Here is a 22962-nt window from a genome sequence, read left to right as displayed (position 1 = left end):
TCAGCTGAGTCCTTCAATGCAAAGATCAAAGCATTTAGAAGCCAATTTAGAGGAGTAAAAAACATAGAATTCTTTCTATACAGATTAACTACAATTTTTGCTTAAACACAACAATTAGGATTGATCCGTAAAATACTCTTCGAGCACTATCCAGATATAAAGTTGGCATTTAAGCTCACGCAAAGACTTAGGGATATATTCAACAAAGCAAAGTCAGTAGAAGTGGCTTATACAAAACTGGCTCATTGGTATAAAGATGTAGAGAACACAGGATTTAAGGCATTCAATACCATTGCTAATACCATAAACATTAATTATAGATCAATACTCAATTACTTTATAAACAGAAGTACTAACGCTTCAGCTGAGTCCTTCAATGCAAAAATCAAAACATTTAGAAGCCAATTTAGAGGAGTAAAAAACATAGAATTCTTTCTATACAGATTAACTACAATTTTTGCTTAAACACAACAATTAGGATTGATCCGTTTTAAATACATTTAATGCAAAACACTAAAAAAGCCCGTAAACTTAATGTTTACGGGCTTTTTTCTGGTAGTACCCGGGATGGGACTTGAACCCACACGTACGAAGTACACACGGCCCTCAACCGTGCCTGTCTACCAATTTCAGCACCCGGGTCTGTTTAATTCAAAACTATTTAAAAAAACAAAACCAGACTAAAAATCTGGTTTATTTTGTGACTTGGCTATGACTTCTCTCGGCTAGTGCTCGAGACAGGCTTCTCGCCAAATGCTCTTTTTTTAATTCAAAGATTTTAAGTTTACAACTTACATTCTTTAAATTTTTGTGACTTGGCTGGGGCTCGAACCCAGGACCCTCTCCTTAAAAGGGAGATGCTCTACCAACTGAGCTACCAAGTCTTTCCCTGAATGCGGGTGCAAATATACAGCCATTTTTTTTATCTGTACAAGTCTTTTTGTAATAAATTTGAAGAAAATTATCAGAAGATATTTAGGTATCTGAAAATCAGATTATTTCTAATATGAGAATTTATTTAATAGGATATATGGGAAGCGGAAAATCTACTTTAGGTAGAGCCTTTGCTCAAAAACAGAAGTTGAATTTTATCGATTTTGACGCTTACCTCGAAAAACGCGAGCAACAGAGCATCGCGAGCATTTTTAATGAAAAGGGAGAGATCTATTTTAGGAAACAGGAAGCTAAGTATCTAAAGGAGCTTTTACAGGGCAGGGAGGATGCGGTCGTAAGTCTGGGCGGTGGCACTCCGTGTTATGGTGATGCTATGGAGCGTATAAAAGCAGCTAAGGGCACCTCTGTATATATCAACGTTCCGGTTACCGAACTCAGCAATCGCTTGTGGAAGGAGCGCGACCACAGGCCTGTACTTAAACATCAGGACACTCCCGAAAAATTGGAAGAATTTGTACGCAAACATCTTTTTGAGCGCAGTTTTTACTACAATCAGGCAGATGTGATCTTACGTACACAGGGGCAAACCCTTGAGGAGTCGCTGGCGGCCCTTGAAAAAGCCCTACTCTAAAATAGCATAGTCGCCTTCTGGATTGAAGCGCACTTTTACCCGCTCCTGAAGTGAGGTGCTTAGCGAGATTCCTTTGTAATCGGCTTTAACCGGGTATTTTTTATGATTTCGGTTTACCAGGACAGCGGTTTTAAATTGCTTAAGCGGCACATCCAAAAAATGTTTAACCCCGTAAATAAGCGTAGTCCCCGAGTTTAACACGTCGTCTATAAGCACCAGAGATTTGTTTGCATAGGCTTCCGGCTTCAGTGAAGTTGCTACCGTCCCCTGAGGGGTGGTTTTATTCATCGTTACCTTGCACAATATGCATTTAATGTCTGAAATCTCTTCGAGAATAGGTTTTAGCCGCTCTGCAATCGCATAGCCATTGAGGGCGACACCCGCGAGTATGATTTCGTTTTCGTCAACATTGCTTTCGTAGATCTGATAAGCAATACGACGTATTTTATGTTGAATATCCTCGTGGGTAAGAATGGTTTGTACGGCCGTTTTCATGGACTGTAATTAAGGTTTCAGATTTTTTCAAAGATAGCGAAGAGTTCTTTGCCTGCCCGAGGTTTTATAGAATTATAACAGCGCTCCAGTGTTTTTATGCGGAAGTATTCCGAAAACAAAGCGGTGTATTCATCTGTGCTGCCTCCAAATGGAGGCCCCTGTTTGGTAAGTGGAAAATCAAAAAATAAACCTGCCAGTTTTCCGCCTGAAGCTAGCAGATGGTAACTGTGCCTGGCGTAATCCCTACGAAGTTTAGGATCTAAGGCGCAGAAGAAGGTTTGCTCCAGAATGCGATCATAGCTGCCGGAATGTTCAAAGAAATCGCCTTCAATGATTTTTAAGCGATCTGTAGCCGGAATACGTTGCTGTAAGCGCTGCAGGGCAGATGCGGAAAGATCAATCACTGTAAGGTGTGTAAAACCGGCATTAAGAAGTGCTTCGGCCTCGTGCCCATAACCCGCTCCGGGTATCAAAATACGTAAATCTTTTGATGGAAGTTGATCTGCATAGGTCATTAGCGCGGGGGCGGCATAGCCAATATCCCAGCCTGTTTGCGATTCCTCGTAACGGGATTCCCAGTAGGTTTTGTCGAGATTAATCTTCAAAGAAGTCGTCGTTTTCGTGAAAATCATCCAGATCCCGCCGGTCTTTTTTGGTAGGACGGCCGGTACCTTTCTTACGGTAATAATCTTTAGAGTATTTCAGTAAATCCAGTTTCTCCAGATTTTCGGCAGGGGTGCGGTCTACATAGTATAGTCCTGTAAGCTTAGCTCCAACCCGGCTGGGCGGGTGATTTAAAACTTCAATGATATAGTCAACCTGATTCTTGCGTATTTGTATGAGGTCTGAAGGAAAAACTTCCCGAGAGGGTTTTACTGCAACATCGTTTATTTTTACCTGTCCTTTTTTACAGGCTTCTGTAGCTGTAGAACGGGATTTAAAGTATCGTACACACCATAAATATTTATCTACTCGCATAATCTATTGCTTTAAAGCTCGTTTTTACACAACAAAAATAGCGCAAAATTGTATCTTGCGCGACCTAAAAGGATATTGATGAATATGATGAAAAATACGGTTTTTGCTGCTCTTGGGCTTTTATTGATAGTATCTTGTAATAAGGATGATGATGGTGGGGTTTCCATACAACCTCCAAGAGAGTTTGACGAAGTTGCATTGGAAAGTAACGAGATATTTAAAGAATACCTTGAAACCCACTTCTATAATTACGAAGATTTTCAAACAAACCCTGCAGATTTCAATAATCGTATAATCTTTGATACGATTGCCGGGGCTAACGCGGATAAAATACCTCTAAGTGAACAGGTTATTACTAAAATAATTACAAGAGGAGGGGTTGAACATGAATTACATATACTTGTAGCGAGAGAAGGTTCAGGTGAAAAACCTCACTTTAGTGATTCGACATATGTAAACTATAGTGGTAATGTTCCTTATGAATCTAGATTTGATTTCTCTGCAACCCCTGTTTGGTTTGATTTAGGCTCGGCTGCACCCGCAGCAGAGTTATATGTTCAAAACCCAAATGCATTAGACGGTTTTGCCAATGCTTTGCCAGAATTTGGTTGTGCTACCAGCATTTCAGAAGATACAGATGGAACTCTTATCTATAGTGATGATTATGGTATAGGTGCTGTGTTTATTCCAACAGGTCTTGCTTATTATAATTCTGGATCCGCTAGAATTGGGGCTTATGATAATCTGATCTTTACATTTGATTTAATTTCTTTTAGACAAACAGATCATGACGGAGACGGAATTCCTTCTTACCTGGAAGATATTAACGCAAATAATTACGTGAATGATTTAGGAGATGATACTGATGGAGATCGTGTTCCTAATTACCTTGATTCAGATGACGATGGTGATGGAATTCTAACTCGTGATGAAATAGACTTTGATGAAAATGGAAATGCGATTCGGCCTTTTAGGGATTCAAACAGCGATGGCACTCCAGACTATTTAGATCCTGATAATTAATCAGAAGAATATATTTTAAACTAAAAATCCCGCTACTTCAGGTAGCGGGATTTTTTAGTTTAAACGTTTATTGAATGTTATAAATTCAATGAAAGGCTGATGATCAACTGATCAGGGCGGGTGTCTATTCGTGAATCGTTTGTGATAATTCCGTTAGTGCTTAAGAATTGGGCTTCGTTATCTTTAAAGCCACGCTCATAGCGCAAATCAACTCCCAGTTTTCCTAAAGCCACACCTACGCCAAAGTTAAGGCCTACCGTAAAATCGTCCTGAACATCGCCAAGATCGATACCTTCATATTCGGTATCTAAAATGTACTGTAAAGAAGGACCTGCAAAAATGTTGATGGGACCAAAAACTTCAAGACCGACTAAAAGTGGAGCGTCCAGTTTTTGTACACTAAACTCATCACTGTTGTAAGTGGTTTTTAATTTGGTGTAGACCAGCTCAGGTCTGAAGTATAAACGTTCACCTGTGCGACCAAAAACACCAACGTGAAAGCCTAAATCCCGGTCCGGGTTTTCATAAGCTTCACCTACATCATTACTGATGTCACCTGTAGCGCCGTAATTAAGACCTGCTTTAATACCAAAGCCCGGGTCTGACTGCGCGTAGGTATACGACCCGATTAAACATAAAATTCCTAAAAATGCTTTTTTCATATCAATTAAGTTGTGCCCGGCGGGCGGTTAAAATTAAAATGAATCAAAAATGATTCCGAACTAATTTTTGGTTGATGCTGAAAACAGGCATTCTTAGGAATTATATCATAAAAAGTGCCTACTTCTTAGCCAGCACTCTATTAACGGCCTCTACAATAGATTTAGTATTAAGACCGTATTTTTCCATCAATTCGGCAGGAGTACCAGACTCGCCAAAGGTGTCGTTTGTAGCGATAAATTCCTGATAAACAGGATCATTTTTAGCCAGTACACCGGCAACGCTTTCGCCCAGACCACCTAAATAATTGTGCTCTTCACAGGTCACAACGCAACGGGTTTTCTTAACCGAATTTAAAATAGCTTCCTCGTCAAGCGGCTTAATGGTGTGAATGTTTATCACTTCAGCGCTGATTCCTTTTTCTTCCAATTGCTCAGCAGCTTCAAGCGCGTGCCATACCAGGTGACCGGTTGCAATGATGGTAACGTCAGAACCATCTACTAAATGCAAAGCTTTTCCTATTTCAAATTTTCCGTCTTTCTCGGTGAAATTGGGAACGCTTGGGCGACCAAAACGCAGGTAAACAGGACCGTCATAATCAGCGATCGCTATTGTAGCAGCTTTGGTTTGGTTGAAATCACAAGGATTGATAACCGTCATTCCCGGAAGCATTTTCATAAGACCGAGATCTTCAAGAATCTGGTGGGTTGCCCCATCTTCTCCTAAGGTTAAACCGGCGTGAGAAGCACATATTTTTACGTTTTTACCGGAGTAAGCAACGCTTTGACGAATCTGATCGTAAACGCGACCGGTAGCAAAGTTTGCAAAGGTGGTAGCGTAAGGTATTTTTCCGCCAATGGTCATACCGGCAGCCATGCCTATCATGTTAGCTTCTGCGATTCCGGTTTGAAAGAAACGCTCCGGGTGATTTTTTTCAAAGTCATTCAGTTTAAGCGATCCGGTAAGGTCAGCACACAGCGCAACTACATCTTCATGTGTTTTGCCGAGCTCATCCATTCCGGCACCAAAACCTGAACGTGTATCTATATTTCCTGAGTTTGTGAATTTTTTCATAGTGATTGTCCCTTAAATAATACGAGTATTAAAGTGGGATTGATTTTAAGATTAATAGCTTGTTTAAATACCTGGTTGAAGATTAATAATCTCCAAGGGTTTCCGGGTTTTGAGCTAAAGCTTTCTCAAGCTGCTCGTCATTAGGAGCTTTACCGTGCCACGCGTGCGTGTACATCATAAAATCAACACCGTTACCCATAATAGTATGCAGTAAAATACAAACCGGTTTTCCTTTTCCGGTACGTGATTTGGCTTCTTTTAAACCTTCGACAATAGCGGCCATATCATTACCTTTCTCGATATCAAGCACATCCCAGCCAAAAGCTTCAAACTTGGCACGTACACTTCCCATGTTGAGAACATCATCAGTGCTTCCGTCAATTTGTTGTCCGTTAAGGTCAACTGTAGCGATGATATTATCTACTTTATTTGCAGCAGCATACATAATGGCTTCCCAGTTCTGACCTTCCTGCAATTCACCATCTCCGTGAAGGGAGTATACCAGGTTATCATCACCATTAAGTTTTTTGGTCTGTGCTGCCCCAAGAGCTACACTAAGACCCTGACCCAGGGAACCAGAGGCTATGCGAATACCGGGGAGGCCTTCGTGAGTGGTAGGGTGTCCTTGCAGACGTGAATCTATTTTTCTAAAGGTATTGAGTTCATCAACAGGAAAATAACCCGAACGGGCCAAAACGCTATAGAAAACGGGAGAAATGTGACCGTTAGAAAGGAAGAATAAATCTTCGCCCTTTCCATCCATATCAAAACCTTCTTTACGTTTCATCACTTCCTGATATAAGGCTACGAAAAATTCAGCACATCCTAGCGAACCTCCGGGATGCCCGGAACTTACCTGATGTACCTGCCTTACGATGTCTCTGCGTACCTGTGAGACAAAATCTTCTAATTCTTTAATGTTTGGCATGTTGATTGAGTTAAAAATTGAAGGTCAAAAATACCCATTTTTAACAGGTATTACAATCAATACGCTACTTAATACGGTGGTTTTTAGGATAATTTAAGAAGATAGGAGTTATAAGTGATTATTTTACACTTATTAAGCATTTTTTCGGGCCAAAAGTATCTATTAAATAGTTTTATCTTTGCCCCTCTAATTCAGGATATGCAATTTGAACTCGTAAGTACCGATGCTGCCAGTAAGGCCCGGGCAGGAACTCTAACTACAGACCACGGAACCATTGAAACCCCCATCTTTATGCCGGTGGGTACGGTGGGTACGGTTAAAGGTGTGCATCAGCGGGAACTTACTCAGGATATTGACCCCGACATCATTTTGGGGAATACCTATCATTTATATTTAAGGCCACAGACTGCTATTCTGGAAAAAGCAGGCGGACTGCACAAGTTTATGAACTGGGACCGAAATATCCTGACAGACAGTGGCGGGTATCAGGTGTATTCGCTTTCAGCAAACCGAAAGATCAAGGAAGAAGGCGTAAAGTTTAAATCCCATATAGACGGCTCGTTTCACATGTTTACGCCCGAGCGGGTGATGGAAATTCAGCGTAGTATCGGCGCCGATATCATCATGGCTTTTGATGAGTGTACGCCCTATCCCTGCGACTACAACTATGCCAAGCGTTCTATGCATATGACCCACCGCTGGTTAGACCGGTGTATCAATCACCTGGCAAAAACTCCGGTGAAGTATGGGTATGATCAGGCGTTTTTTCCTATTGTGCAGGGCAGTACGTATAAAGACCTGCGTGTACAATCTGCCGAATATATTGCCAATGCCGGAGCGGTGGGTAATGCCATTGGTGGCCTTTCTGTAGGTGAACCTGCTGAAGAAATGTACGCCATGACCGAAATTGTGACCGATATTCTTCCGTATGAAAAACCGCGTTATCTGATGGGAGTGGGTACGCCAATCAATATTCTTGAAAATATCGCGTTAGGTGTTGATATGTTTGATTGTGTGATGCCTACACGTAACGGTCGTAACGGAACTTTGTTTACCCAACATGGTACTATAAATATTAAAAATAAAAAATGGGAGGCCGATTTTTCTCCGCTTGATCCCGACGGAACCACCTGGGTAGATACCGCCTATTCAAAAGCCTATGTACGGCATTTGTTTAGCGTAAATGAAATATTGGGCCGCCAGATTGGTACGATTCATAACCTGGGATTCTACATGTGGCTGGTGCGTGAGGCTCGTAAACACATCATCGCAGGAGATTTTTATTCCTGGAAAGAAAAGATGGTAAAACAAATGGATAAAAGACTCTAGATGAAAATCTTAGACTGGTACATTTTAAAGCGTTATCTGGGTACATTTATCACGATGCTGTTGCTGTTTATCCCTATTGGGATTACGGTAAACCTGGCAGAAAAGATAGATAAAATGCTGGCTAATGAAGTGCCGTTTAGCGAAGTGGCCATCTATTATCTCAATTTTACGATCTACTTTGCAAACCTGCTTTTTCCCCTGTTTTTATTCCTTTCGGTGATCTGGTTTACTTCTAAACTGGCCAATAATACCGAGGTTATTGCTTTCCTGAGTAGTGGGGTATCCTTTTACCGTTTTCTCAGACCTTATATAATAGGAGCGACCATTGTTTGTGTGGGGGCCTATATTTTGGGAACCTATCTGGCTCCGGCTGCCAGTCGCGGCTTCAATGAGTTTTCGTATGAATACTTAAAAAATAATAAAGATGCCCGGGAGACCGCTAATGTGTATCGGCAAATCAATGACAATGACTACATCTATGTGAGCAGGTTTACGCCTTCAACACGTATGGGACAGAATTTTACGCTGGAGCATTTTGAAGATAATACGCTTCAATATAAGATTCAGGCACGCAGCATTGTCTATATACCCGAAGATTCCGTTTACAGACTTAATCAATACAAGAAACGAATCATTGGTAAAGAAGGTGATATTTTGATATCTGAGCCAAAAGTCGATACCACGTTTTCATTCGACCTTGAAGATTTAACGCCACTCGAGTACATCGCCGAAACATTGACTACACCACGGCTGCGCGAATTTATCGATAAAGAAAAGGCCCGGGGTTCTTCAGCAATCAACCGTTATGAGGTGGTATTATACAAGCGCTTCAGTTTGCCCGTAAGTGCTTACATTCTTACCATTATCGCCGTGGCCGTATCTTCTATGAAACGCCGTGGGGGAATGGGGGTCAATCTGGCATTAGGTATTTCGCTGGCATTTATTTTTATATTCTTCGACAAGGTTTTTGGTACCATTTCAGAGCAATCTGATTTTTCGCCCCTGGTGGCAGTCTGGCTGCCTAATGTGCTTTTTGGTATACTGGCAGTTTATTTGCTCAACTATGCAAAACGCTAGTCTTAAAGATTATCTGCATCTTCACCTCATTGTCTTCATTTGGGGATTTACCGCTGTTTTGGGAGCCCTTATCAGTATCGGGGCGATAGAGCTGGTGTGGTATCGTATGGGGTTGGCCAGTGTGGCGATTTTTGCCTATCTCCGTATTAAAAAGATTCCATTAAAAACTACTCCAAAAGCGCTTGCGGTAATGCTTGGTGCGGGAGTATTAATCGCCTTGCATTGGCTCACCTTTTTTGGTGCGATAAAAATGGCTAATGTTTCAATTACCCTGGCGATGATGAGCATCGGAGCCTTTTTTACCAGCATTTTAGAGCCTTTATTTTACAGGCGAAAAGTGATTGGGTACGAAATCATTTTTGGAATTTTGGTTATTCTGGGTTTGTATCTCATTTTTAATGTGGAAACCCGATATACTGCCGGAATTCTGGTCGCGCTTCTTTCGGCTTTGCTGGCGGCATTTTTTACTTTGATTAACGGAAAGCTGGTAAAAAAGCACAATGCTGTAAAAATTTCGTTTTTTGAGATGCTTTCCGGCGCCGGAAGCATCACCGTATTTCTCGCTCTAACCTCTCGTTTTGATTCCGGGTTTTTTAGTCTTCAGGCATCAGATTGGTGGTATTTGGGCATTTTGGCTTTGGTTTGTACCGCCTATGCTTTTATCGCTTCGGTGACTGTAATGCGTAACCTTTCGCCCTACACCGTTATGCTCACCACAAATCTGGAACCGGTTTATGGTATTATTTTGGCCTTTCTCATTCTGGGTGATTCAGAGCGCATGAGTACCGATTTTTATTTTGGAGCTATTTTGATTTTGATCACCGTTATTTTAAATGGAATTTTTAAAAACCGGCAACGCCGAAAACAGCAACGCCTGCTTAATGCAAATGAATCACAGGTGAGCGTCTAGTTCTGCAAATGTCTGAAATCTTTAAAAACCGAAAAACGGAGAGTCGTATCACCCTTTAGGCCTGAGTTTAATTATATTGATTTCACGCTAACCCAACCTGTATTCATTCTCCATTATCGAGTAAATACTTTATATTTGTCAGCTAACTAAAATTTTCCCCTAATGGAATATTTAGATTTTGAACAACCCATAAAAGAGCTTGAAGAACAGCTCGAAAAATGCACGCTTATAGGTGAAGAAAGTGATGTAGACGTCACAAACACCTGCAAGCAAATTGAGAAAAAGCTCAAGGAAACCAAGAAAGAACTTTATAAAAATCTTACGCCCTGGCAGCGTGTACAACTCTCACGCCATCCTAACAGACCTTATACCCTTGATTATATCAAATCGCTTTGCGGCGATACCTGGTTAGAACTTCATGGCGATCGCAACGTCAAAGACGATAAGGCGATGATAGGAGGTCTGGGTAAAATAGGCAATCAGAGTTTTATGCTCATCGGCCAGCAAAAGGGATATAATACAAAAACACGGCAGTACCGTAATTTTGGTATGGCAAACCCCGAAGGCTACCGAAAGGCGCTTCGTTTGATGAAAAGTGCCGAAAAATTTGGACTACCGGTAGTATCCTTTATTGATACCCCGGGAGCATACCCCGGTCTGGAAGCTGAAGAGCGTGGACAGGGAGAAGCCATCGCCCGAAACATTTTAGAAATGACCCGCTTAAAAGTTCCTATTATCGTTTGCATCATAGGTGAAGGAGCCAGTGGTGGTGCTCTAGGTATTGGAGTAGGCGATAAGGTGCTTATGCTTGAGAACACCTGGTATTCGGTTATTTCGCCGGAATCCTGCTCTTCTATTTTATGGAGAAGCTGGGAATTTAAGGAGCAGGCAGCAGAAGCGCTGAAGCTTACCGCTAACGATATGAAAAAGCAAAAACTCATTGACGAGATCGTAAAAGAACCTCTGGGAGGAGCCCACAGCGACCGTCAAAAAACCTTCGATACGGTAAAAGAAAAGATTCTACAAGCTTACGATGAGTTTAAAAACTTATCACCAGCCGATCTGGTTAAAAAACGCATGAATAAATACTCAGAAATGGGAGTATTCAAAGGCTAATAGACTTAAACATCACTTGTCATTAAAATCCGGAGTTTTTGACTCTGGATTTTTTTATGGTTGTTAACAAGATTATTTAGTTATCAACAATCAGATTGTTAACTTGTAGTGAACAACGACTGGTCAAAAAACTTGAACTGCCCTTAACATTTTTTTTACATTCGCCCTCATGGAAAATCTAAAGACCAAACCTAACTATATAATTCCCTCTAAGGATGTTATTGCCCTCGAGAAGGGTAAAATACCGCCTCAAGCTATTGATTTAGAGCAAGTTGTTCTTGGAGCGATGATGATTGATAAAAAGGGTGTTGATGAAATCATCGACATTCTTAGTCCCGAAGTTTTCTACAAAGAAGCGCATCAGCACATCTATGATGCCATTAGATCACTCTTTGAAAACGGGGAGCCCATAGACTTATTAACCGTTTCTGAGCAACTCAAGCAAATGGCCAAGCTTGATAAGGCCGGAGGCGACTATTATTTGATACAACTTACCCAAAAAGTATCTTCTTCTGCCCATATTGAGTACCATGCGCGTATCATTTTGCAGAAGTACATTCAGCGAAGCCTCATTAAGATTTCTAACGAAATTATTGAAGAGGCCTACGATGAGACGACAGACGTTTTTGACCTGTTAGACAACGCTGAAAGTAAACTGTACGAAGTAACTCAGGGCAATATTAAGCGTAGTTCAGAAACAGCGCAGAGTCTGGTAATTCAGGCTAAAAAGAAAATTGAAGAAATTTCAAATAAAGAAGGTCTTTCCGGTATTCCTTCGGGCTTTGACCGTCTCGATAAGCTTACTTCCGGGTGGCAGCCCAGTGACTTAATTATCGTTGCGGCACGTCCGGGTATGGGTAAAACGGCATTAACCTTGTCTATGGCGCGAAACATCGCAGTAGGCCAGGGCATACCGGTAGCATTCTTCTCACTCGAGATGGCTTCGGTACAGTTGATTACCCGTTTGATATCTTCAGAAACCGGTCTTTCTTCAGAGAAGTTGCGTACCGGAAAGCTTGAAAAACACGAGTGGGAGCAACTTAACGTAAAAGTAAAAAGTCTGGAGAAAGCCCCGCTTTTTATTGACGATACGCCGTCGCTTTCCATCTTTGACCTGCGTGCAAAAGCACGTCGTCTCGCCTCACAACACGGTATTAGAATGATTATCATTGACTACCTGCAGTTGATGACCGCAGGAGGCAGCCAGAAAAACGGGAACCGTGAACAGGAGATCTCGATGATCTCGCGTAACCTTAAGGCTTTGGCAAAAGAACTTGATGTGCCGGTAATCGCGCTATCACAGCTTTCTCGTGCCGTTGAGACCCGTGGGGGTAGCAAGCGTCCGTTGCTTTCTGACCTTCGGGAATCTGGTGCGATTGAGCAGGATGCAGATATTGTATCGTTTATCTACCGTCCCGAATACTATAAAATTGATGAGTGGGATGATGAAGAACGCAGCCCTACAGACGGGCAGGCCGAGTTTATCGTAGCCAAGCACCGTAACGGGGGACTTGAAAATATCAGGCTTAAGTTTATTGGCCATCTGGGTAAATTTGATAACCTTGATGATTTCAGTACGCCTTACCAGTTTGAGTCGGCGATGAACCAAAACGCCGCGGCAAACGATGATACCTTTAGACCCGATACCTTCCCAACTCCCGATCAGGCTTTTGGAAGCAGCATGAATGATGGTGGTTTTGACCGCGATGGCGAAGATGAGGTTCCGTTTTAATTCAATTTAGAATGTTTGTATAATTTAAAAGGAAGCAGTTAAAACAGCTTCCTTTTTTTTATTTTCAAAATCTCAATCTCAACAGCCCATGAGTCTTTTAAAAAAAATCGCTTTTACTCTTTTTGCATTTTTTCTGGCTTATCAGGTTTATGTTCTGGTGGCTTTATTCATTCGATTGGAGCCTGGTCCAATTTCCATTGGTATTCAATTTATCATGGCTTTTTTATTGAGTCTTTGTATCACGGGTGTTTTTGCTTTTTTGGGGTTTGTATATCCTACCCATAAAATTTTACCGGACGGCTATTATGTGATTCGGCATCCTGAAAGGTTGAAAAGGCTCTACGCTGTTGCGCAGGTTGAATATTTCAGAAAAGCGCTTCTGTTATTTTTTTGGGGAACAACAGAAAATAGAAAAAAGTATTTTGACGGCTCACGACAAGGAATCAGAAATTTTATGTATCAAACCAGGCAATCAGAATTTGGCCATCTGGGGGCATTTGTAGTTACTTTTCTGGCCTGCATAATACTCGTATACTTTCGCTATTATTGGCTTGTGGGCTTTGCGTTTTTGATCAATATTTTGGGCAATGCGTATCCGGTTATCATTCAGCGCTATCACCGCATACGTATAGGTCGCCTTTTCAATTAAATTTATAATGAAATCCTTTTAAGGAATATGATTCCTGGATACTAGGCATATTCTTTGCAACGTTGTATTTTAAGCAACGCATATGAAAACAAACTTTACTTACCCAAATACGTCTACTCAGGTACGACTAAGAGCCCTCCTAATCGGGGTTTTGTTATTCGTTTTTACAATACCGGCAATGGCCTCTTACGTTTTAATCCCTATGGATGCCGATAGCCAAAAGGAACATTTAAAAGCCTACGGAATCACCTACTGGACGCTGGCCAAACAGCAAAAAGTAAAATGGCTGCTCAATTATCGCGGCGGATCTTTTCTGCTTCCGGATACCGAAGAGTTACAGAAAGAATGCAAGATTCGCGGGGTTTCTTTTGAAGTGATCAGTGATGCAAAAGCCGAAAGTATTTTGGCAGAAATAGAAAGTCCATCTCAAAATATGGAAGCCGTAGTGCTCGAGAAAGCTCCCAAAGTTGCAGTATACACACCCGATGGAACAGCGCCCTGGGATGACGCGGTTACCATGGTTTTAGAATATGCCGAAATTCCGTATACCAAAATCTATGATCGCGAAGTGCTTGCAGACGAGCTGGTACTATACGACTGGTTGCATTTACACCACGAGGACTTTACCGGACAATACGGTAAATTTTACGGCTCGTACCGCGCAGCTCCCTGGTACATTAAAGACAAGCAGGATGCAGAGGCATTAGCGGCAGATTTGGGTTATGATAAAGTTTCCCGGGAAAAACTGGCTGTTGCCAATAAAATAAGTGATTACGTCATAGGTGGTGGTTTTATGTTTGCGATGTGCAGCGCTACAGACAGTTTTGATATAGCGCTCTCTGCAGAAGGGGTAGATATTTGTGAGCCTATGTTTGACGGCGATGCTTCAGATCCCAACTATCAGAGCAGAATCAGCTTTGAGCGCACGTTTGCCTTTCAGGATTTTATGCTTGAAAAAAATCCGGCGCGTTATGAATTTTCAAGTATAGACACCACCCCTTATCGCAGGGTAAATGCTGATAGCGATTATTTTAGTCTGAAAGGTTTTTCGGCAAAATGGGATCCCGTGCCTACTATGTTGTGCCAAAACCACACTGCTTTGGTTAAAGGTTTTATGGGACAGACCACGGCCTACAACGCAGAGCAGATCAAACCTCAGGTTTTGGTAATGGGTGAAAACAAGGCTAATGGTGAAGCACGTTACATTCACGGAGTAAAAGGTAAAGGCTTTTTTACGTTTTACGGAGGCCACGATCCTGAAGATTACCAGCATCGGGTAGGTGACCCTAAAACCGAATTGAGACTTCATCCTACAAGCCCGGGTTACCGACTTATTCTGAATAACATCTTGTTTCCGGCTGCTAAAAAGAAAAAGCAAAAAACATGATACGCTTACTGCATACGACGATCATTTCAGTTTTTCTGGGACTTTCGCCTCTGGGGGGAAACGTATTTGCAGTAAACAGCCCTGATCAGAATACTGAAGTTGAGACCGGCCCTTCAGAAGAATACGTTTTTCGCACGATCAACAAAAACGTGCGCTTTAGCTGGGAACCCAATAAAAGATTGAGTTGGTCTGATTTTAGAGGTGTTCCCGATAGGTACAGCAATTTTGCGGCAACCTCAAATACCGGGATAAGCCATACCTATACCCTAGATGCTAAAGGCTATTATATTAAAAATTCCTCACAGGTTCGGGCCAATTTCTACCCCAATCTTTCGTGGTATATCCCAAAGCTGATCAACGAAACCACATTAGCTCACGAGCAAACGCATTTTGATATTTCTGAACTCCACGCACGTATATTGCGCAAGGCCATTGCCGAGTACCGGTTCAGCCGCAATTCAAAATCTGAAATACAGAGCATTTATCAACAGGTAGAAAAGGCCCGTAAAGCGATGCAGGCAGATTTTGACCGGGAAACCAAACACTCTGTTGACCGTCAGAAAGAGATAGCATGGGAGGCTCATGTAGCTCAATTACTCTATAAATACCGGTTTTGGGCGAACTAGTCGCCGGCTTTAGGCAACGTTAATCTTCTGTTAGGGTGAAGGCTTATTTTCCATAAGTCATTTATTTTTAAAAGAAAAAGATGATACGAGAAGGAAGCGAAGTAAAATGGAAATGGGGCAACGGTACTGCAACCGGTACGGTTAAGAAGACCTACACAAAAGAAATGACTAAAACTATTGACGGCTCTGAAATCACCCGTAAAGGAGAAGAGGGAAACAAGGCCCTTTATATTGAACAGGAAGACGGAGCTAAGGTTTTAAAACTGGAAAGCGAAGTTCAAAAAGCCTAAAACTATGGCAGAATTTATTAAAGTTTACGAAGAAAACCCGAGTGAGCGGGAGATTAAACGTATCGTCAAGATTCTTAAAAACGACGGAGTGATCATCTATCCTACAGATACCGTTTACGGTTTGGGATGTGATATTACCAGTAATCGCGCCCTGGAGCGCGTGGCACATTTGCGTGGAGTGAAACTGGATAAGGCCAATTTTTCCTTTATTTGCGAAGATTTGAGTAATCTCTCAGACTACGTGAGGCAAATAGATACGCCTACTTTTAAATTGCTCAAGAGAGCGCTTCCGGGACCTTATACATTTATCCTGCCGGGGAATAACAACCTGCCTACCGTATTTAAAAAGAAAAAAACAGTGGGTATACGTGTGCCCGATAACGCCTTAGCCCGGGCGATCGTTAAGGAGTTGGGTAATCCTATTATTTCGACTTCTATACGTGATGAAGATGAGGTGATTGAATATACCACAGATCCCGAGTTGATATTAGAAAAATGGGATAAACTCGTTGATGCTGTCGTTGATGGTGGTTACGGTGGAAATATTCCTTCAACCGTGATAGATCTTACAAGTGGTGAAGCTGTCCTGATACGGGAAGGAAAAGGAGTCCTGACCATTTAGAAAACATATAGAAATACGGTTAAAATCGTATTAAACTGAAGCCCTGGATAAAGAATTTTATCCGGGGCTTCGTAATTTATAGTACGATCTGGAAATTGCATTTTAAGCTTTGTTTTACAGAATACTGAAAGCAGTTTACCGGTGAAAAAAAACAACTCCCGTTTCGGGAATAAAAAAAAATCTATGAGTTATTTTAAAACAAGCTCTATTGAAAATAGAGAAAACATCAAACTGTATTACGAGGATTATGGTACCGGTGATCCGGTGATCCTCATTCACGGCTGGCCGTTAAGTGCCCAAATGTGGGAATACCAAACACAGGTGCTGGTAGAAGCCGGCCACCGCGTGATTGCCTTTGATCGTCGTGGTTTTGGACGTTCTGATAAACCCTGGAGCGGCTATGATTACGACACCTTGGCTAAAGATCTAAACGATTTGATTACAGGGCTTGACCTTGAAAATGTTACGATTGTAGGGTTTTCGATGGGAGGCGGCGAAGTGTCACGATACATTGGGAATTATGGGACATCAAAGCTGAAAAAAGCGGCTTTGGTTTCTTCAGTCGCTGCATTTATGCTCAAGACCGATGATAATCCTGACGGTGTTCCGCAGGAGACTTTTGACGGGTTTAAAGCTGCGGTTCGTAAAGACAGGTTGGCCTTCTTAAAAGATTTTGGAAACAATTTTGTCAATTACGACGATAACAAGGACAAAATCAGTGAAGCGCAGGTTCACTTTAATTGGTCAATTGCCGCAGGCGCATCGCCCAAGGGTACTTTAGATTGTATCACTTCATTTGGCACAACAGATTTTAGAGCGGATCTCGAGAAATTTGACATCCCTACCTTGATTATTCACGGAGATGCAGACCAGGTGGTACCTATTAAACCTTCCGGAGAGCAGGCGGCTTCTATCGTAAAAGGCAGCCGTTATGAAGTCATTAAAGGCGCGCCACACGGTTTGGTTTTTACGCATACCGAAGAAGTAAATAAAATTCTCATTGACTTTCTAAAGGACTAATTCAGAATTATATAAAAAGAAAAAACCCGGTCCAAAGGCCGGGTTTCTTTATTTTCAAAGATTGAAAGCTTACCTAGTTTTTAGGCATTCCATCTTCAATCATTTTGTAGAACTGATCTAGCTTAGGCAGTACCACAATACGGGTTCTACGGTTACGGGCACGACCTTCTGCAGTATCGTTGCTGGCTAGAGGTACATAATAACTTCTACCTGCAGCTACCATACGCTCTGGTGGTACACCAAATTCTTCTTGCAAGATACGTACTACTGAAGTTGCACGTTTCACACTAAGATCCCAGTTGTCTTCAATAACTGCAGTGCTGATTGGTTTGCTGTCTGTGTGACCTTCAACCATAAATTCGATTTCAGGCTTGTTTTTTACAACAGTAGCAACTTTGCCTAAAACTTCCTTAGCACGGCTGGTAACATCCCAACGACCGCTGTTGAAAAGTAATTTATCTGAAATAGAAACATAAACCACACCTTTCTCAACATTGATCTCGATGTCTTCGTCGTTCATGTTGCCTATTGCACCCTTTAAACTGGTAACTAAAGCAAGAGTTACCGAATCTTTGCGGTTAAGCGCATCGCGGAAAGCTTTGATCTGAAGATCTTTTTCTTTCATTTGCTCCAAAGATTTCTCCAGGTTTTCTGCACCTTTTGCAGACAGCGTGGTCAGGTTACCCTGAGTGTTGATAAGGTCTGTATTGGTTTTACGTAAATCGGCAATCTGATCGCGAAGGCTTTCTTCTGTAGCCAGACACGCATTTAATTTAACAGTTGCAGTATTTAACATGTCTTGAGTCTCACGCTGTTTTGCTTCTAAAGCAGCGTATTTTTTCTGAGATACACAAGAACTTAGCAGTACCAGCGCAGAGGCAGATACCATCATTAATTTTCTCATAATTATTGTTGTTAATTTTTATTATTCAGTACTCGCAAAAATATCAAAAAAGCTACGCAATGGCAGATTCTTAACAATACTTTTAGTTATTTTAAAAGATATCGGTATAATACTTTTTTCCTAGTACAAAATACTTCCATACGATTGAAAATGTAGTAGAATACGTTTTGAGTTTGGGTGTTTTTCGACGTAAACTCAGCGTTTCCGGTATTTTCGCGTAAAAGCTAAAATGGGCACGCAATATGGCATAACTGTGTTTGGGTTTACCTTCGGCCAAAAATTTAAGAGCTGCAATCCCATCCAGACACATTCTGAAAAATATAATGGGGTAAACCTGAAGTCCGGGAACATTTTTGAGCAGGAGCATCAAACCGTTTCTGAAATTGAGATAGGTCTTTTGCGGATTCATTTGCTCAAGGGTTGCACCGCCTAAATGGTAAACACTGCTGCTCCCAATATGATAAACAGCGTAACCCAATGCCTGAACGCGCCAGCACAAATCAATCTCCTCCTGATGCGCAAAAAAGGTTTCGTCAAGACCTCCGGCATCGTAAAAAGCTGTTCTGCGAATAGCGAGACAGGCCCCGCTGGCCCAAAAAACCGGTAAGGTGTCGTTATACTGCCCCTCATCTTTTTCCAGGGTTTCAAAAAGCCGTCCCCTGCAAAACGGATAGCCAAAAGAGTCTATAAAGCCTCCCCCGGCACCAGCATATTCAAAATAATCGGGGCGTTTGAGGTCCAGGATTTTGGGTTGGGCAGCACCCAGATTGGGTTTGACTTTAAATGCTTCGATTATGGGTTCCAACCAGTCGGCAGAAGTGGCAATGTCGCTGTTCATCAGGATAAAGAGCTCTTCGTTCACATGCTGCAGGGCGTCGTTGTAGCCTTTGGCGTAACCACCGTTTGTACTGTTGCGTATGATTTTTACCTGCGGAAAGTTTTCGCCCAAAAAGGCAACAGAATCATCAGATGAGGCATTGTCTGCAACATACACCGCAGCCTGTTCAGCACTATGTTGAAGCACTACAGGGAGGAATTTTTCAAGCAGATGCCTGCCGTTCCAGTTGAGTATGATGATCGCGATTTTCACAAGGGCAAATTAAGGGCTGTAAACCGGAATATCCCGTAAAAAATTATATTTTTTCTGCTCATAATCCATTTGGCAAAAATAATGGTTGAGTCCGTTTGTGACCATTAAAAAAGAAGCCCGGAGGGTTAGGTTATACCGGGCAATCTGGTCAAAAGTGACCTGAGTGATGTTGACTTTAGGAGCCTTGCATTCCACAATAAGCCTGATGCTTCCGTCCGATTCAAAAACCACCACGTCATAGCGTTTGGACAGGCCGTTTACCTTGAGTTCTTTTTCAACATTGATGAGGCTCAACGGATACTTATAGGCTTCCTGAAGATGCTTTACGGTGTGCTGTCGCACCCATTCTTCAGGGGTCAAAACGACGAACTTTTTACGGATGGGGTCAAATATAAGCGGTTTATTTTCGCTACTTTTGAGCCTGAAGGTATACGGTGGGAAGTTGAGTTGCTGCATCCCGGTAAAGGTAATTATCCCTTGCAAGTATACCAAGCTCCAATAGCAGTCTGCCCGGCAACTTCTTACAGTTGTGGCAGTAAAAACCAAACCTGTGGAAGAAGTTACCCGAATTGTAAAAGACATCAGGAATAAAAACTACAAACCCATCTATTTTTTGATGGGGGATGAGCCGTATTACATAGATCAACTTTCAGACTTTATAGCTTCTTCGATATTGACCGAAGAGGAGCGTGGCTTCAATCAAATGGTGCTTTACGGTCGCGATGTAAGTCTCGATGACGTGATTTCGCAGGCTAAACGTTTCCCGATGATGGCTGAGCATCAGGTTGTGATTGTTAAAGAAGCTCAGGATATGTCCCGCGAAATACTCGCGCAATCTGACGACAAAAAAAACAAGCTGGAAGCTTACGCCGAAAACCCGCAACCTTCTACCATTTTGGTTTTTTGTTATAAATACAAGAAGCTCGACAAGCGCAAACGCGTCTATAAAAACATCGCCAAGAACGGGATTATTTTTGAGAGCAAACGCCTGTACGATAATCAGGTGGGCGACTGGATTCGCCGCGTGATGCAAAGCAAGGGTTATTCTGTAGAACCCAAAGCAGCTCATATGCTGGTGGAGTTTTTAGGAACAGATCTTTCCAAAATCAATAATGAGCTGGAGAAATTGCAGCTTATTATGGAAAAAGGCAGTACGATCACCCCGCTGGCGGTGGAGCAAAATATCGGGATAAGCAAGGACTTTAATAACTTCGAGTTGCAACGTGCGATAGGAGATAAAGATGTGGTTAAGGCGCATCGTATCATCAATTATTTTGCTCAAAACCCCAAAGACAACCCGATGGTGGTGACCATTGCATTGTTATTCAGCTTTTTTCAAAACCTGTTGATTTATCACGGCTTACCAAGTAAGGACAAAGCTTCGGTAGCCAAAGCTTTAAAGGTGAATCCTTATTTTGTTAGTCAGTATACCGATGCAGCGCGCAATTACCCCATGAAAAAAGTGAGTCACGTCATCAATTTGCTTCGTACGGCAGATGTGAAAAGTAAAGGTGTGGGCGCTTACAACGTGCCACAGGGTGATTTGCTTAAGGAATTGCTGGTGCAGGTGATGAACTAGTTCTACAATTCAAAATTCAAAGTTTAAAATAATGGAACTTTGAATCTTGAACCTTAAATTCTTATTCATTAACGAAAGCCACGCTGTGTGTGGCGACAACTGCAGCAGTTTCTGTACGCAGACGTTGCTCGCCCAGCATCACCGGGACAAAGCCCGCTTTCAGGGCCTTTTCAATCTCAGCGGGTGAAAAATCGCCTTCAGGTCCTATCAGGATAAGAACATCAGTTTTGGGTTTTAGTTTTTGTTTGAGCGAAAAGCGGTTGGTTTCTTCACAATGCGCAATAAACCGGTCTGTTTCGGTTGCAGTCTGCGTGTCTATAAATTCGGAAAAGGAAACCGCTTCATTCAGTTTGGGCAGATACGCTTTGAGCGATTGTTTCATCGCACTTTGCAAAATACGCTCATACCGATCTTCCTTAACCACCTTGCGCTCACTGTGATCGCAGATGATGGGGGTGATTTCAGAAATACCTATTTCAGTGGCTTTTTCCAGAAACCACTCGTAGCGGTCGTTGAGTTTGGTGGGCGCGACGGCCAGATGCAGATGATAGTCAAAGGCTTTTTCGTTGGTGACTTCGAGGATTTTTACGGTACAATTTGACGGACTCGCCTGCGTGATTTCGGCTTTAAAAAAATTACCACTTCCGTTTGTGATGTCGAGAATATCTCCTTCCCGTTTCCGCAGCACTTTCACAATATGCTTGCTTTCATCTTTCGGGAACCTGGCCTCTTTGGCATTTGCCGCAATATCCGGATTGTAAAAAAGCTGCATAGTTAGAATTTAAGTCGGGATTGCGCCCTGGCGTGAGTTTCTACATAACCGGAGTCCTGTAAGTTTTCGTCTTTATATTTTAAATAGCCCACGATCCCTATCATAGCTGCATTATCTGTTGTGTATTCAAATTTGGGCACAAAGGTTTTCCAGCCGTATTTAGCTTCGGCATCTTTTAAGGCTTTGCGAATTCCGCTGTTTGCCGAAACACCGCCACCAATGGCCACCTGTCTGATTCCGGTTTGTTTTACGGCTTTCTTGATTTTATCCATCAAAATATTGATGATGGTATATTGTATGGAAGCACAAATGTCGTCCCGGTGCTTTTCAACAAAATCAGGATCTGCGGCTACTTCCTTTTGGTAGAAATACAAAATCGCAGTTTTAAGTCCGCTAAAGCTGAAGTCGAGTCCGTCAACCTTAGGTTTGGTAAATTTGAAGGCTTTCGGATTTCCGCTTTGCGCATACTTATCAATCAGCGGTCCGCCGGGATAGGGCAGTCCCAGTATTTTAGCACTTTTATCAAAGGCTTCGCCTACCGCATCATCCAGGGTTTGTCCCAAAATAGTCATATCAAAATAGGAGTCTACCTGAACAACCTGGGTGTGCCCGCCCGATATAGTAAGCGCCAAAAACGGAAATTTGGGCTTATCGTAACCTTCCTCGTCTATAAAATGTGCGAGGATGTGCGCCTGCATATGGTTTACATCAATAAGCGGAATGTCGAGACCCATTGCCAGGGATTTAGCAAACGAAGTGCCTACCAAAAGCGAACCCATAAGGCCAGGACCGCTCGTAAAAGCGACCGCACTGAGGTCTTCTTTGGTAATTCCGGCTTTTTTAAGAGCCTGATGCACAACCGGCACAATGTTTTGCTGATGCGCCCTCGAGGCCAGTTCGGGTACCACGCCGCCATATTCTTCATGTACGGCTTGCCGGGCCACAACATTTGAGAGGGTTTTATCGTTGTCGAGTACAGCTGCCGCCGTATCATCGCAAGACGATTCTATAGCGAGTATGTAGGTTTTATTTTTTGTAGAATCTGCGTTAGGCATAGGGATTGTTCATGTACTTTTACCCAAAATTAGGCTTTTAGCTAGAGACTTTTATCAGCCGCTCAAAAGCCTGGCTACAAATGGAAAACTAAATTTGTATTTTGCCGGGATTGGCAAAGTT

At 42.2% G+C, this 22962-nt stretch carries 26 protein-coding genes and 2 tRNA genes; 15 read left to right on the top strand and 13 right to left on the bottom strand.

The window, feature by feature from the left end; translation table 11 throughout:
• The first annotated feature begins 120 nt into the window (after positions 1 to 120).
• Positions 121 to 465 (top strand): transposase, encoded by a 345-nt coding sequence (locus LLW17_RS13950; protein ID WP_228230902.1) that lies wholly within the window; start codon positions 121 to 123, stop codon positions 463 to 465.
• Positions 466 to 559: 94 nt separating this feature from the next.
• On the opposite strand, the gene LLW17_RS13945 is transcribed toward LLW17_RS13950, so the two are convergent.
• Positions 560 to 642 (bottom strand) — tRNA-Leu (locus tag LLW17_RS13945).
• A gap of 169 nt (positions 643 to 811) precedes the next feature.
• Positions 812 to 884, bottom strand: a tRNA-Lys gene (locus LLW17_RS13940).
• 122 nt (positions 885 to 1006) lie between these two features.
• Between LLW17_RS13940 and LLW17_RS13935 the strand changes: the two genes are divergently transcribed.
• Positions 1007 to 1525 carry a shikimate kinase gene (locus LLW17_RS13935; RefSeq protein WP_228230901.1) on the top strand — a complete coding sequence of 173 codons (519 nt, stop codon included), beginning with the start codon at positions 1007 to 1009 and terminating at the stop codon, positions 1523 to 1525.
• Here LLW17_RS13935 and LLW17_RS13930 read toward each other — a convergent pair.
• The 3 genes from LLW17_RS13930 to LLW17_RS13920 are packed head-to-tail and all read right to left on the bottom strand — an operon-like array spanning position 1517 to position 2998.
• Positions 1517 to 2020: a phosphoribosyltransferase family protein gene (locus tag LLW17_RS13930; protein WP_228230900.1), complete on the bottom strand. Its 504-nt coding sequence runs from the start codon at positions 2018 to 2020 to the stop codon at positions 1517 to 1519. The two genes, LLW17_RS13935 and LLW17_RS13930, sit on opposite strands and share 9 nt — an antisense overlap.
• Positions 2021 to 2037: 17 nt before the next feature.
• Complete coding sequence (locus LLW17_RS13925; RefSeq protein ID WP_262908998.1) at positions 2038 to 2625, bottom strand: TPMT family class I SAM-dependent methyltransferase; 588 nt, start codon at positions 2623 to 2625, stop codon at positions 2038 to 2040.
• Positions 2615 to 2998: an RNA-binding S4 domain-containing protein gene (locus LLW17_RS13920; protein ID WP_228230899.1), complete on the bottom strand. Its 384-nt coding sequence runs from the start codon at positions 2996 to 2998 to the stop codon at positions 2615 to 2617. Before LLW17_RS13920 ends, LLW17_RS13925 begins: the two co-directional genes overlap by 11 nt.
• 78 nt (positions 2999 to 3076) lie before the next feature.
• Here LLW17_RS13920 and LLW17_RS13915 point away from each other — a divergent pair, with 78 nt between their 5' ends.
• Positions 3077 to 4021, top strand: a complete 945-nt coding sequence (locus tag LLW17_RS13915) for an FKBP-type peptidyl-prolyl cis-trans isomerase (RefSeq protein WP_228230898.1) — start codon at positions 3077 to 3079, stop codon at positions 4019 to 4021.
• A gap of 77 nt (positions 4022 to 4098) precedes the next feature.
• Here LLW17_RS13915 and LLW17_RS13910 read toward each other — a convergent pair whose 3' ends face one another.
• The 3 genes from LLW17_RS13910 to LLW17_RS13900 all read right to left on the bottom strand — a co-directional run bounded on the left by LLW17_RS13910 (position 4099) and on the right by LLW17_RS13900 (position 6683).
• Entirely contained in the window at positions 4099 to 4683 is a 585-nt protein-coding gene (locus LLW17_RS13910; RefSeq protein WP_228230897.1) for an outer membrane beta-barrel protein, read from the bottom strand.
• Positions 4684 to 4801: 118 nt separating this feature from the next.
• Entirely contained in the window at positions 4802 to 5755 is a 954-nt protein-coding gene (locus LLW17_RS13905) for a transketolase family protein (protein ID WP_228230896.1), read from the bottom strand.
• 82 nt (positions 5756 to 5837) lie between these two features.
• Positions 5838 to 6683 carry a transketolase gene (locus LLW17_RS13900; protein WP_228230895.1) on the bottom strand — a complete coding sequence of 282 codons (846 nt, stop codon included), beginning with the start codon at positions 6681 to 6683 and terminating at the stop codon, positions 5838 to 5840.
• Between the two features lie 198 nt (positions 6684 to 6881).
• Between LLW17_RS13900 and tgt the strand changes: the two genes are divergently transcribed.
• From tgt to LLW17_RS13845, 11 genes are all read left to right on the top strand, one after another.
• Complete coding sequence (tgt, locus tag LLW17_RS13895; protein ID WP_228230894.1) at positions 6882 to 8012, top strand: tRNA guanosine(34) transglycosylase Tgt; 1131 nt, start codon at positions 6882 to 6884, stop codon at positions 8010 to 8012.
• A complete protein-coding gene (locus LLW17_RS13890; protein ID WP_228230893.1) occupies positions 8013 to 9089 on the top strand; it encodes an LptF/LptG family permease in 1077 nt (358 codons plus the stop codon).
• A complete protein-coding gene (locus tag LLW17_RS13885; protein WP_228230892.1) occupies positions 9076 to 9999 on the top strand; it encodes a DMT family transporter in 924 nt (307 codons plus the stop codon). The genes LLW17_RS13890 and LLW17_RS13885 overlap by 14 nt, the downstream gene beginning before the upstream one ends.
• A gap of 162 nt (positions 10000 to 10161) precedes the next feature.
• The gene (locus tag LLW17_RS13880; RefSeq protein ID WP_228230891.1) at positions 10162 to 11115 is read left to right on the top strand and encodes an acetyl-CoA carboxylase carboxyltransferase subunit alpha; all 954 of its coding nucleotides are present in this window, start codon (positions 10162 to 10164) and stop codon (positions 11113 to 11115) included.
• Between the two features lie 169 nt (positions 11116 to 11284).
• Complete coding sequence (gene dnaB / locus LLW17_RS13875) at positions 11285 to 12847, top strand: replicative DNA helicase (protein ID WP_099646182.1); 1563 nt, start codon at positions 11285 to 11287, stop codon at positions 12845 to 12847.
• 88 nt (positions 12848 to 12935) lie between these two features.
• Positions 12936 to 13496: a glycosyl-4,4'-diaponeurosporenoate acyltransferase CrtO family protein gene (locus LLW17_RS13870; protein ID WP_228230890.1), complete on the top strand. Its 561-nt coding sequence runs from the start codon at positions 12936 to 12938 to the stop codon at positions 13494 to 13496.
• A 178-nt stretch (positions 13497 to 13674) separates the two neighbouring features.
• Positions 13675 to 14883 (top strand): asparagine synthetase B, encoded by a 1209-nt coding sequence (locus LLW17_RS13865; protein ID WP_434084785.1) that lies wholly within the window; start codon positions 13675 to 13677, stop codon positions 14881 to 14883.
• Positions 14880 to 15509, top strand: a complete 630-nt coding sequence (locus tag LLW17_RS13860) for a DUF922 domain-containing protein (protein ID WP_228230888.1) — start codon at positions 14880 to 14882, stop codon at positions 15507 to 15509. Before LLW17_RS13865 ends, LLW17_RS13860 begins: the two co-directional genes overlap by 4 nt.
• Positions 15510 to 15589: 80 nt before the next feature.
• Positions 15590 to 15799 (top strand): hypervirulence associated TUDOR domain-containing protein, encoded by a 210-nt coding sequence (locus LLW17_RS13855; protein WP_228230887.1) that lies wholly within the window; start codon positions 15590 to 15592, stop codon positions 15797 to 15799.
• A gap of 4 nt (positions 15800 to 15803) precedes the next feature.
• The gene (locus LLW17_RS13850) at positions 15804 to 16421 is read left to right on the top strand and encodes an L-threonylcarbamoyladenylate synthase (RefSeq protein ID WP_228230886.1); all 618 of its coding nucleotides are present in this window, start codon (positions 15804 to 15806) and stop codon (positions 16419 to 16421) included.
• A gap of 183 nt (positions 16422 to 16604) precedes the next feature.
• Positions 16605 to 17441, top strand: coding sequence for an alpha/beta fold hydrolase (locus LLW17_RS13845; protein ID WP_228230885.1), 837 nt, complete (start codon positions 16605 to 16607; stop codon positions 17439 to 17441).
• Positions 17442 to 17514: 73 nt separating this feature from the next.
• Here the strand turns inward: LLW17_RS13845 and LLW17_RS13840 are convergent, their stop codons facing one another.
• The 3 genes from LLW17_RS13840 to LLW17_RS13830 all read right to left on the bottom strand — a co-directional run bounded on the left by LLW17_RS13840 (position 17515) and on the right by LLW17_RS13830 (position 19891).
• On the bottom strand, positions 17515 to 18345 hold the full coding sequence (locus tag LLW17_RS13840) for an OmpA family protein (RefSeq protein WP_228230884.1): 831 nt from the start codon (positions 18343 to 18345) through the stop codon (positions 17515 to 17517).
• Positions 18346 to 18436: 91 nt separating this feature from the next.
• Complete coding sequence (locus tag LLW17_RS13835; RefSeq protein ID WP_228230883.1) at positions 18437 to 19435, bottom strand: glycosyltransferase family 2 protein; 999 nt, start codon at positions 19433 to 19435, stop codon at positions 18437 to 18439.
• A gap of 9 nt (positions 19436 to 19444) precedes the next feature.
• Entirely contained in the window at positions 19445 to 19891 is a 447-nt protein-coding gene (locus tag LLW17_RS13830) for a type I restriction enzyme HsdR N-terminal domain-containing protein (RefSeq protein WP_228230904.1), read from the bottom strand.
• Between the two features lie 94 nt (positions 19892 to 19985).
• Here LLW17_RS13830 and holA point away from each other — a divergent pair, with 94 nt between their 5' ends.
• Positions 19986 to 21014 carry a DNA polymerase III subunit delta gene (gene holA, locus LLW17_RS13825; protein WP_228230903.1) on the top strand — a complete coding sequence of 343 codons (1029 nt, stop codon included), beginning with the start codon at positions 19986 to 19988 and terminating at the stop codon, positions 21012 to 21014.
• Between the two features lie 61 nt (positions 21015 to 21075).
• Here the strand turns inward: holA and LLW17_RS13820 are convergent, their stop codons facing one another.
• Together LLW17_RS13820 and tsaD are read right to left on the bottom strand one after the other, a co-directional pair.
• A complete protein-coding gene (locus LLW17_RS13820; protein ID WP_228230882.1) occupies positions 21076 to 21786 on the bottom strand; it encodes a 16S rRNA (uracil(1498)-N(3))-methyltransferase in 711 nt (236 codons plus the stop codon).
• A gap of 2 nt (positions 21787 to 21788) precedes the next feature.
• A complete protein-coding gene (gene tsaD, locus LLW17_RS13815) occupies positions 21789 to 22841 on the bottom strand; it encodes a tRNA (adenosine(37)-N6)-threonylcarbamoyltransferase complex transferase subunit TsaD (RefSeq protein WP_228230881.1) in 1053 nt (350 codons plus the stop codon).
• Positions 22842 to 22962 lie beyond the last annotated feature (121 nt).

The organism is Leeuwenhoekiella parthenopeia (assembly GCF_020782115.1).
Taxonomy (GTDB): domain Bacteria; phylum Bacteroidota; class Bacteroidia; order Flavobacteriales; family Flavobacteriaceae; genus Leeuwenhoekiella; species Leeuwenhoekiella parthenopeia.
The sequence above is the reverse complement of the archived record's forward strand: the minus strand, read 5'-3'. Positions and strand labels throughout refer to the sequence as shown.